Here is a 10,863-nt window from a genome sequence, read left to right as displayed (position 1 = left end):
CCCCGCGGCCCCTCGACGACAACCGGAGCTTCCGTCGAGGCCTCCTCCCCCGTCGACCGCCCCTCGCCCCGCGTCCCGGCATGCGAATGACCTGCTTGCGTGGCCATGTACGTCCCCTCCCCAACTGACCTTCCCTGCTTGCGAGTCCATGCAAGCGGAACGGCCCCGCACACGCCACCCCTGTGGACGGGCACCTGTGGACAACCTCTGTCGGCTGCATGCCAAGGGCCCGTGGCGCACCCGCCACGGGCCCCTTCCCGAACTACCGGTCCGTCAGCCGACCGAGCTGTAGGCGACGACGCCGCGCAGCAGCGCGTCCACGGCCTTGCGGGCGTTCTTGGCGACCGTGCTGTTCTCCTTGGGCGCCGCCGCGGCGATCTGCCCGAGGACGTCGATCACCTGCTTGCACCAGCGGACGAAGTCGCCCGCGGGCATCTCCGCCTCGCGGAGCACCTCGTCGAGGCTCTTCTCGGAGGCCCACTGGTAGGCGGCCCAGGCGAAGCCGAGGTCCGGCTCGCGCTGGCCGACGCCGCCCTCCGCCTGGTTGATCCTGAACTCCTCTTCGAGGGCGTCGAGGCGGCCCCAGATCCGGACCATCTCGCCGAGCGCCGCCTTGGCGTTGCCCGTGGGCAGCTTGGGCGCGACGGCGTCGTCGGCCTGTCGCGCCTCGAAGACCAAAGCCGAGACGCAGGCGGCGAGTTCGGCCGGGTTGAGACCTTCCCAGACCCGGTCCCGGAGGCACTCGCTCGCCAGCAGGTCGAGTTCGCCGTAGAGCCGGGCGAGCCGCTTGCCGTTGTCGGTCACCTCGTCGCCGCGCAGGTAGTCGAGCTCGGTGAGGAGCGCGACGATCCGGTCGAAGGTGCGGGCGATGGTGTTCGTACGCCCCTCGATGCGCCGCTCCAGCTGCTGGGTGTCGCGCTGGAGGCGGTGGTAGCGCTCGGCCCAGCGGGCGTGGTCCTCGCGCTCGTCGCAGCCGTGGCAGGGGTGCGCACGGATCTCGGTGCGCAGCCGGGCGATCTCGCGGTCGTCGGCCGCGGCGGCGCGCTGCCGCCGGTGGCGCTCGGGGTTGATGTGCCCGGCCTTGCTCCGCAGGGCGGAGGCGAGGTCGCGGCGGGACTGCGGGGAGCGCGGGTTGAAGGACTTGGGGATCCTCATGCGCTCCAGCGCCTCGACCGGGACCGGGAAGTCGATGGAGGCGAGCCTCTTGACCTGCCGCTCGGCGGTGAGGACGAGGGGGCGCGGCCCGTCGTGGTGCTCGAAGCCGCGGTGGCCGTTGGTGCGGCCGGCCGGGATGCCCGGGTCGAGGACGAGGGCCAGGCCCGCGAACTTGCCGGTGGGGACGTGGATGACGTCGCCGGGCTTGAGCTTCTCCAGGGAGCTCGCGGCCTGGGCGCGGCGCTGGGCGGCGCCCTGCCGGGCCAGTTCGGTCTCGCGGTCCTTGAGGTCGCGGCGGAGCCGCGCGTACTCCTCGAAGTCCCCGAGGTGGCAGGTCATGCCCTCGCGGTAGCCCTGGAGCCCCTCCTCGTTCCGCTGGACCTGGCGCGAGATGCCCACGACGGAGCGGTCGGCCTGGAACTGGGCGAAGGAGGTCTCCAGGAGCTCGCGGGAGCGGTGCCGGCCGAACTGGTCGACGAGGTTGACCGCCATGTTGTACGAGGGCTTGAAGCTGGAGCGCAGCGGGTACGTGCGCGTGCCGGCGAGTCCGGCGAGGTGGCCGGGGTCGAGCCCGCGCTGCCAGAGCACCACGGCGTGGCCCTCGACGTCGATGCCGCGGCGGCCCGCACGGCCGGTGAGCTGGGTGTACTCGCCGGGGGTGATGTCCGCGTGCTGCTCGCCGTTCCACTTGACGAGCTTCTCGAGGATGACGGTGCGCGCGGGCATGTTGATGCCGAGGGCGAGGGTCTCGGTGGCGAAGACGGCCTTGACGAGGCCGCGGACGAAGAGCTCCTCGACGACCTCCTTGAAGGTCGGGAGCATGCCGGCGTGGTGGGCGGCGATGCCCCGCTCCAGGGCTTCGAGCCACTCGTAGTAGCCGAGGACGTGGAGGTCCTCGGTGGGGATGGCGGCCGTGCGCTCCTCGACGATCTCGCGGACGCGCAGCCGCGCCTCGTCGTCGTTGAGCCGGAGTCCGGCGTAGAGGCACTGCTGGACGGCGGCCTCGCAGCCGGCGCGGCTGAAGATGAAGGTGATGGCGGGCAGCAGCCCTTCGGCGTCGAGGCGCTCGATGACCTCGGGGCGGCCGGGGGTCCAGATCCGGGAGCGCTGGCGGCGCTCGCGCTCGCGGTCGGCCTCGCGGACCATCTTGCCGCGCCGCCGGTCGCGCGGGTTGTACGTGCGCGTGTTCTCGGTGCGGGCGAGGCGGAGGAGGTCGGGGTTGACCTCGCGCCGGGACGCGCCGCGGCCGCCGTGGTCGGTCTCCTCCTCGAAGAGGTCGTACATCCGGCGTCCGGCGAGGACGTGCTGCCAGAGGGGGACGGGGCGGCTCTCCGAGACGATGACCTCGGTGTCGCCGCGGACGGTGTCCAGCCAGTCGCCGAACTCCTCGGCGTTGGACACGGTCGCGGAGAGCGAGACGAGGGTGACGGATTCGGGGAGGTGGATGATCACTTCCTCCCAGACGGCGCCGCGGAAGCGGTCGGAGAGGTAGTGGACCTCGTCCATCACGACGTACCCGAGGCCGGAGAGGGCCTGGGACCCCGCGTAGAGCATGTTGCGGAGGACTTCGGTGGTCATGACGACGATCGGGGCGTCGCCGTTCACGCTGTTGTCACCGGTGAGCAGGCCGACCTTGTCGGCGCCGTACCGCTTGACGAGGTCGGCGTACTTCTGGTTCGACAGCGCCTTGATGGGGGTCGTGTAGAAGCACTTGCGGCCCTGGGTGAGGGCGAGGTGGACGGCGAACTCGCCGACGATGGTCTTGCCGGAGCCCGTGGGCGCGGCGACGAGCACGCCCTTGCCGGCTTCGAGTGCCTGGCAGGCCTCGATCTGGAAGGGGTCCAGACCGAAGTCGTACAGCTCGCGGAAGGGTGCCAGTGCGGTGCGCTGCTCGGCGTTGCGGGCGCGGGCGGCCGCGTACGCCTCGGCTGGTGTGAGGTCCTCTGTCATCTTGTTGTCGAGCCTACCCGCCACCTGTGACAGTGACGCGATCTTTATCGAGGGGATGCGGAGGGCCCGCTTCCAGGGGGTGAAGTCCCTGGTCACAAGGACGGTCCCCCGGACAGCTGTCCGGGGGACCGTAAGAGGACCGGCCGAGGGGGCGGTACGGGATCAGGTGATGTCGTCGTACCCGTTGAGCCGCTGCGCGCCCGTTCCGCCGTACTCCCCGGTCGCCTGCTCGGGCAGGGCACGGGCCGCGCTCACGGGCTCGACGGCCCCGACGGCCTCGGGGGTGAGGTCGAGCGAGGAGGCCTCGTCGTCGTCGAGCTCGGCGTCGGGGTTGGCGCGCCTGCGCCGCCGGTCGTTGAGGAGGGAGAAGCCGACGGCCCCGAAGTACAGGATCGTGATCGGCCCGGCGAGGGCGATCATGCCGACGGGGTCGGTGGTGGGGGTGATGACGGCGCCGAAGATGAAGACGCCCATGATCACGCCGCGCCACCAGCCGGCCATGCGGCGGCCCGAGAGGACACCGGTGAGGTTGAGCATCACCAGGACGAGCGGGAGCTCGAAGGCGAGGCCGAAGACGAGCACCATGCGCAGGGTGAAGTCGAGGACGTCGTTGAGCGCCAGGAGGTTCGCGGCGCCCTCGGGCGTGAGGCTGATGAGGACCTTCACGCTGACGGGCAGGATGAGGTACGCCAGGTAGGCGCCGGCGGCGAACAGCGGCACGGCCGCGCCGACGAAGGCGTACGTGTACCTCTTCTCGTTCTTGTGCAGCCCGGGCGCGATGAAGGCCCACAGCTGGTAGAGCCAGACGGGGCTGGCGACGACGAGACCCGCCGTCAGGGACACCTGGATCGTCGTGCTGAAGGGGGCCATCAGCGAGGTAAAGGTGACCGTCGCGCAGTTGCCGCCGTCACTGGTGACGCCCGGTGGGCATGTGGGTACGGGTTTCGCCAGGAAGCTCAGCAGCTCCTCGCTGTACACGAGGGCCACGATCGTCACTACCGTGATGGCGAGGAGACCCTTCGCCAGTCGGTTGCGGAGTTCACGCAGGTGCTCCACGAGGGGCATCCGGCCCTCGGGATCCTTCTCCTGCTTGCGGGCAGACTTGAGCAACCCACGTCCTCATCTCGTGCGGCAGGCCGCCGCAGGGTGCGGCGGCCGCGGCGGACCGGGTCAGCGCTTGGTGGAGTCCGAGGGCTCGGTCACGGGACGGGCGCTGGTCACGTCACCGGGAGCGGCCTGGATGGTGCGCGGGGCGGGCTCCTGCGTGCCGGCGTGCGGCGGGTCGGCGGGGGCGCTCTGCTGGTCGTCCGCCTTCATCGCCTTGGCCTCGCTCTTGAGGATGCGGGCCGACTTGCCCAGCGAGCGGGCCATGTCCGGAAGCTTCTTGGCGCCGAACAGGAGGATGACGACGACGAGGATGAGGATGATCTCGGTGGGGCCGAGCCTACCCATAGCTGTATACCTTCTTCACCGAGGCGACATGGAGTGCGTACCCGGCGGGTCGGACATGCGTCCGGCCACCGCGCTGCCTGCGATCGTAACCCGCAGGAGTAAACGCGGGGCAATGCCCTTGCATACTCCCGATTGCGTCCCGCACGCCCTGTCCGGGACCGCTTCCTGCAGCGTACGGCACGGACTCAGCGGAGCGAATCGCCGGTCCGGGCGAGTCCGACGGCGGCGTCTTCGAGCTCCTCGGCGGCCCGCTGGATCCGCTGTGTGGTGTGGGCCACTTGACGGCCGAGGCGCTGGACCTCCAGGAACACCTTGACGGCGAGGACGCCGAGGACGGCGATGCCGAGGAAGCCGAGGGCAATGGCGAGCATGGGCCAGAACATGTGCTGAGCCTAGACGTTGGGCGCGTGCGGATCGTTCACACGGTGGTGTGGAGGCGCAGGGTGCGGACTCCGCCGCCGGTGAGGAGCTCGACGATGCGCTCGCCCGCGGGCTTGCGGACGGAGCTGCCGCACTCGGGGCAGGTGAAGGAGTAGAAGGTGGTGCGGCGGCTGGCCCCGATGGCCAGGCGCAGGGAACTCGCGGAGAGTTCGAAGCGCGAGCGGCAGTCGGGGCAGGCGGCCTTGAAGAGGACCGGGGCCATGGTCGCCGCAAAACCGTGCATCGCGGACATCTCCCTCATCTCTCTCAACTCTGGCATCACATCGGCAACAGCGTTCTCAGCGCGGTCACGTCACGTCGGTCACAGCGCCCTGGACGCGGCCACGTCACCTCGGTCACAGCGCCCTGGACGCGGCCACGTCACCTCGGTCACAGCGCCCTGGACGCGGCCACGTCAGTAACAGCGTCCTGGACACGGTGAACGTCACACGCCCTCGTACGCGGCGAGCGCGGCGGCCGCCGCCGTCCTCGCGCTGTCGGCCAGCTCCGCCGGCGCGACGATCCGCCCGTCGCTGCCGAGACGCAGCGCCAGTCTGCGCAGCGAGGCCGGGTCCGGCGTCCGCAGCGTGATCCGCAGCCCGCCGTCCTGCAGCTCCTCGGCCCGGTCGTGCGGGTAGTACTCGGCGACCCAGCGCCCGCCGGGCCCCACCTCGACCACGACCTCCGGGTCGTCGGCGGACGGCTGCACCAGGCCCGCGGAGAGGTCCCGCAGCTCCAGCTCCGGCGGCGCGGCGTGCTCGTCGAGGATCCGGATCTCGGCGACCCGGTCGAGCCGGAAGGTGCGGCGCGCCTCGGAGAGCCGGCACCACGCCTCCATGTAGGTGTGACCGACGGCGAAGAGCCGGATCGGGTCGACCTCGCGCTCGGTGAGCTCGTCGCGCGCGGGCGAGTAGTACCGCACCCACAGTCGCTTGCGTTCCGAGATGGCCCGGTCGACCTCGGCGAAGACCCCGCCCTCGGACTCGAAGGTCACCGAGAGCCGCGCGCTGGCCCCGGCGGCCTCGCCGGCCGCCGCCTCCAGCTTGGCGGTGGCGCGCAGCAGGGCGTCCCGGTCGCTCTCGCGGAGCCCCGGCAGGGTGGCGACGGCCCGGGCGGCGACCAGCAGCGCGGTGGCCTCGTCGGCGGCGAGCCGCAGCGGCGCGGCGACGTCGTCGGGGTTGTGCCACCAGATCCGGTCGCCGTCGGTGTCGATGTCGAGCAGGTCCCCGCCCCGGAAGCTGGTGCCGCACATGGGCAGCACGTCCAGGTCGGAGATCAGCTCGTCCTCCGTGATCCCGAAGGCGCGCGCCACGTCGGCGACGTGCGCGCCGGGGCGCTCACGGAGATAGGTGACGAGGGAGAGCATCCGCCTCGTCTGGTCGATCGCGTTGGCAGCCATGCGGTACGTCTCCCCCTCAGCCCTTGGCCACGGCGCGCAGCCGCTCCACCACATCGGCCCGCAGATCGGCGGGTTCCAGTACGACGACGTCCGGGCCGAACTCGACGAGCCAGGCGTCGAGCCCGTGCCCGTACGGGATCTCCAGCTCGTCCCAGCCGTCGTCGCCCTCGGTCACGGCCTGGGCGCGGGCCCGCAGCGGGTAGCCACAGCCGGCACGGAGCCGGATCCGGGCGGAGCGGGTGGCGGTCTCGCCGGCCCAGCTCTCGACGGTCTCCCGGACGGTCACGACGTCGGGCACGGGCGCGGTGAAGGCACCGGCCCGCGAGCGGACCTTGCCGGTGATGCGGGAGAGCCGGAAGACGCGCTCGGCACCGCGGTCGCGGTCCCAGCCCGCCAGGTACCAGTGGCCGCGCCAGCATTCGAGGGTCCAGGGCTCGACGTGGCGGGTCTCGGGGCGCGCGGCGTTGGCCTTGCGGTAGTCGAAGACGACGGGACGCCGGTCGCGGCAGGCCAGCATGAGCGGCTCGAAGGCGGCCTCGTGGACCGGGATGCGCGGTTCGAGGGCGCTGGGCTGGGTGTCGTACGAGTCCTCCGCCTCGGGCATGCCGGCGGCGCGGAGCTTCTGCAGGGCGCCGCTGGCGGCCCCGGCGAGCCGGGCCTGCTGCCACACCTTGGCGGCGAGGCCGAGCGCGGCGGCCTCCTCGGCGTCCAGGGTGATCGGCGGCAGCCGGTTGGAGTCGCGGCGGGCGAGGTAGCCGGTCTCGCCGTCCAGGTTCTCGACGGTCTCGATGACCAGGCCGAGCTCCCGGAGATCGTCCTTGTCCCGCTCGAACATGCGGTTGAAGGCGTCGTCGCCGCTCGCTTCGAGGTACGCCTCGATGGAGCCGCGGAGCTCCCGCTTGCTCAGCGGACGGCGTGTCCCGAGCAGGCACAGCGCGAGATTCATCAGCCGCTCGGACTTGGCAATCGCCATCGACGCCCCGCACCCTTCCGCCGGTTCCACTTCTCGGACGTCCGACCGTACCGCCCCGGGGTGTCGGGACAAAAGCCGAGGGCCCCCGCCGTGGACGGCGGGGGCCCTCGGAACGACCTGAACCAGGTCAGCCCTGCACGGCCACGAGGTCGCAGACGAAGATCAGCGTCTCGCCCGGGGCGATCGCGCTGCCGGCGCCACGGTCTCCGTAGGCCATGTGCGCGGGGATGGTCAGCTGGCGGCGGCCGCCGACCTTCATGCCCTGGACGCCCTTGTCCCAGCCCTCGATGACCTGGCCGACGCCGAGCTTGAACCCGAGCGGGTTGCCGCGGTTCCAGGAGGCGTCGAACTCCTCGCCGGTGGAGAAGGCCACACCCACGTAGTGGACCTGCACGAACTGGCCGGCCTTGGCGACCTCGCCGTCACCCTCCCAGATCTCCTTGATCTCCAGGTCCTTCGGCGGCTCGCCACCCGGGAAGTCGATCTCGGGCTTCTCGATGCTCACTGGAACTCCTCAAACTGATGTACTGCGTGAACGGGACAGTCTTACATCTTCGTCAGGATGTCCACGGCGAAGACCAGCGTGGAGTTCTTCGGAATGCCCTGCTTCTCCTGGTCCCCGAACGCCTCCGACGGCGGGGCGACGATCAGCACGCGGCTGCCGATCTTCTTGCCGACGAGACCGTCCTTGAGGCCCTTCAGCGTCAGCTGCGAGAGGGGGAAGTTCGCGGGCTTGCCCGTGGTGTAGGTCGAGTCGAAGACCTTGCCGTCCTTCCACAGGGCGGCGACGTAGTTCACGACGACCGTGTCGGTGGCCTTGACGGCCTCGCCCTTGGACTCGAGCACGTAGTTCGAGACGAGCTTGGTCGGCGGGTCGGTCTTCGGGACCGTCAGCGAGGGGGCCTTGCCGTCGGTGTTCGTACCGACCTTCGGCAGGTCCTTGTCGTCCTGGGCGACCACGGTGCCCGTGGCGGACTTCGGGATCGTCACGGCCTTCAGGATGTCCACGACGAAGACGAGGGTGGCGTTGGGCTTGATGTCGCCCTGGCCCTGCGCGCCGTAACCGAGCTCCGGCGGGATGCCGATCTCGATGCGGCTGCCGACCTTCTGGCCCTCCAGGCCCTGGTCCCAGCCCTTGATGACCTGGCCGGCGCCCAGCGTGAGGTCGAAGGGCTGACCGCGGTCGAAGCTGTTGTCGAAGGGGGTGGTGGAGTCCCAGGCCTGACCCAGGTAGTTCACCTGGAGGGCGTCGCCCTTCTTCGTCACCGCGCCGTTGCCCTCGCTGATGACGTTGACCTTGAGGTCCTTGGGCGGGTCGCCCTCGCCCTTGGAGAGGGTCGGCTTCTCCCCGAACTTCTCACCCGCGGTGATGGCGGGCAGTCCGTTCTTCATCGAGGCGGAATCGGAGCCCTTGTCATCGCCGCCGCACGCCGCTGTGGAGAGCAGCAGCAGCGGGACGACGAGAAGGCCGGCAAGTCGGCGCACGTGTTCCTCAGATCTCAGACGGCACAGTAGTTGTGCCGACACTCTAGGCGCTCCTCCTGTCACGTCGAGGGCCCCGCACGCCGAACGTGCGGGGCCCACATGGCCGATACGACCTGCCTACATTCCGGCGATCAGCTTTTCGACCCGGTCGTCGACGGAGCGGAACGGGTCCTTGCACAGCACCGTGCGCTGCGCCTGGTCGTTGAGCTTCAGGTGGACCCAGTCGACGGTGAAGTCCCGCCGCTGCTCCTGCGCGCGGCGGATGAAGTCGCCGCGCAGCCGGGCCCGAGTGGTCTGCGGGGGCACCGACTTGCCCTCGAAGATCTTCAGGTCGTTGCAGACGCGGGCCGCCTGCCCGTTCTTCTGGAGCAGGTAGTACAGCCCGCGACGACGGTGGATGTCGTGGTAGGCGAGGTCTATCTGCGCGACCCTCGGGTTCGACATGGTCATGTTGTGCTTGGCCCGGTAGCGCTCGATGAGCCGGTGCTTCATGACCCAGTCGATCTCGGTCTCGATCCGGTCGAGCTGCTCGCTCTCGATCGCGTCGAGCGTACGGCCCCACAGCTCCAGGACCTGGGCGACGGTGCCGGAGCGGATGCCCCTGCGGTCGACGAAGTCCACGGCCTTCTCGTAGTACTCGCGCTGGACCTCCAGGGCGGAGGCCTCGCGGCCGCTGGCGAGCCGGACCTTGCGCTGGCCCGTGATGTCGTGGCTGACCTCGCGGATGGCCCGGATGGGGTTCTCCAGGGTCAGGTCGCGCATCACCGTGCCCGCCTCGATCATGCGGAGCACGAGGTCGGTGGCGCCCACCTTGAGCAGCATGGTCGTCTCGGACATGTTGGAGTCGCCGACGATGACGTGCAGCCGGCGGTAGCGCTCGGCGTCGGCGTGCGGCTCGTCCCGGGTGTTGATGATGGGCCGCGAGCGGGTGGTGGCCGAACTGACGCCCTCCCAGATGTGCTCGGCACGCTGGGAGACGCAGTAGACCGCGCCACGCGGGGTCTGGAGGACCTTTCCCGCGCCGCAGATGAGCTGCCGCGTCACGAGGAAGGGAATGAGGATGTCCGCGAGCCGGGAGAACTCCCCGTGGCGGGCGACGAGATAGTTCTCGTGGCAGCCGTAGGAGTTTCCGGCCGAGTCGGTGTTGTTCTTGAAGAGGTAGACGTCGCCCGCGATTCCCTCCTCGTGCAGGCGGCGTTCGGCGTCGACGAGCAGGCCCTCGAGAATGCGCTCGCCCGCCTTGTCGTGGGTGACCAGTTCGGTCACGTTGTCGCATTCCGGTGTGGCGTATTCCGGATGCGAACCCACGTCGAGGTACAGGCGGGCGCCGTTCCGCAGGAAGACATTGCTGCTGCGGCCCCATGACACGACACGGCGGAAGAGGTAGCGCGCCACTTCGTCAGGAGACAGTCGGCGCTGTCCCCTGAACGTGCACGTGACGCCGTACTCGTTCTCCAGCCCGAAAATGCGGCGGTCCATGTCTGAACATTACGCCTGACGGCGTGCGCTGAAACCGGGTTGGACGTTCCCGTTTCGATCATTTTCCGATCAGTGCGCGTTCTTTTCGGCGTGTACGGCGGTGGGGACCGTCCCGCCCTCGGCGTGTCGCGTCGTGTCGCGGGGGTGCAGGACCCGGCCGGTGGCGAGCAGTACGAGGAGGGCGACCAGGCCCCCCGCGCCGGCCACGGCGAACCCCGCCACCGTCCCGGCCAGTTCGACCGCCGGGCCCGCGACGGCGGAGCCCAGGGCCGCGCCGACGCCGAAGGTGGTGACGAGCCACGAGAAGGCCTCGGTGACGGTGCCGCTCGGGGCGTGCCGGTCGACCACGATGAAGGCGCAGGCGAGGGCGGGGGCGAGGAAGACCCCGGAGAGCACCGAGAGGCCCGTCATGGCGACGGGGCCGGGGGTGAGCATGAGCGGCAGGTAGCAGACCGCGAGGAGCCCCACGAGGACCCTCAGCCGCCGCTCGGGCGCCCCGGACCACTGCCGGGCCCCGTAGACGACGCCGCCGGCGAGCGCGCCCAGGCCC

General features: G+C 70.5%; 10 protein-coding genes and 1 pseudogene. All 11 read right to left on the bottom strand.

All coding sequences use genetic code 11. From position 1 onward, the window contains the following. Positions 1–273: 273 nt before the first annotated feature. Positions 274–3,105: an RNA helicase gene (locus tag CCN56_RS22280; protein ID WP_086829367.1), complete on the bottom strand. Its 2,832-nt coding sequence runs from the start codon at positions 3,103–3,105 to the stop codon at positions 274–276. A 162-nt stretch (positions 3,106–3,267) separates the two neighbouring features. Continuing rightward, positions 3,268–4,170, bottom strand: coding sequence for a twin-arginine translocase subunit TatC (tatC, locus tag CCN56_RS22275; protein WP_179199943.1), 903 nt, complete (start codon positions 4,168–4,170; stop codon positions 3,268–3,270). 105 nt (positions 4,171–4,275) lie between these two features. Next, positions 4,276–4,557, bottom strand: coding sequence for a Sec-independent protein translocase subunit TatA (tatA, locus tag CCN56_RS22270; RefSeq protein WP_086829363.1), 282 nt, complete (start codon positions 4,555–4,557; stop codon positions 4,276–4,278). 185 nt (positions 4,558–4,742) lie between these two features. Next, positions 4,743–4,940 (bottom strand): hypothetical protein, encoded by a 198-nt coding sequence (locus CCN56_RS22265; RefSeq protein ID WP_086829361.1) that lies wholly within the window; start codon positions 4,938–4,940, stop codon positions 4,743–4,745. Positions 4,941–4,975: 35 nt separating this feature from the next. Then, a complete protein-coding gene (locus CCN56_RS22260; protein ID WP_041128370.1) occupies positions 4,976–5,239 on the bottom strand; it encodes a hypothetical protein in 264 nt (87 codons plus the stop codon). 183 nt (positions 5,240–5,422) lie between these two features. Then, positions 5,423–6,376: a YafY family protein gene (locus CCN56_RS22255; protein WP_086829359.1), complete on the bottom strand. Its 954-nt coding sequence runs from the start codon at positions 6,374–6,376 to the stop codon at positions 5,423–5,425. A gap of 16 nt (positions 6,377–6,392) precedes the next feature. Then, complete coding sequence (locus tag CCN56_RS22250) at positions 6,393–7,349, bottom strand: YafY family protein (protein WP_086829357.1); 957 nt, start codon at positions 7,347–7,349, stop codon at positions 6,393–6,395. Between the two features lie 127 nt (positions 7,350–7,476). After that, on the bottom strand, positions 7,477–7,854 hold the full coding sequence (locus CCN56_RS22245; RefSeq protein ID WP_086829355.1) for an FKBP-type peptidyl-prolyl cis-trans isomerase: 378 nt from the start codon (positions 7,852–7,854) through the stop codon (positions 7,477–7,479). Positions 7,855–7,895: 41 nt separating this feature from the next. Further along, complete coding sequence (locus CCN56_RS22240) at positions 7,896–8,834, bottom strand: FKBP-type peptidyl-prolyl cis-trans isomerase (RefSeq protein ID WP_086829352.1); 939 nt, start codon at positions 8,832–8,834, stop codon at positions 7,896–7,898. A 117-nt stretch (positions 8,835–8,951) separates the two neighbouring features. After that, positions 8,952–10,313, bottom strand: coding sequence for a Pup--protein ligase (gene pafA, locus CCN56_RS22235; RefSeq protein WP_041128375.1), 1,362 nt, complete (start codon positions 10,311–10,313; stop codon positions 8,952–8,954). A gap of 69 nt (positions 10,314–10,382) precedes the next feature. Beyond that, positions 10,383–10,863, bottom strand: a pseudogene (locus CCN56_RS22230) (MFS transporter); the annotation flags it as partial.

Source organism: Streptomyces sp. NRRL B-24572 (genome assembly GCF_002156145.1).
Taxonomy (GTDB): domain Bacteria; phylum Actinomycetota; class Actinomycetes; order Streptomycetales; family Streptomycetaceae; genus Streptomyces; species Streptomyces vietnamensis.
This window is presented reverse-complemented; position numbering and strand designations above follow the sequence as displayed.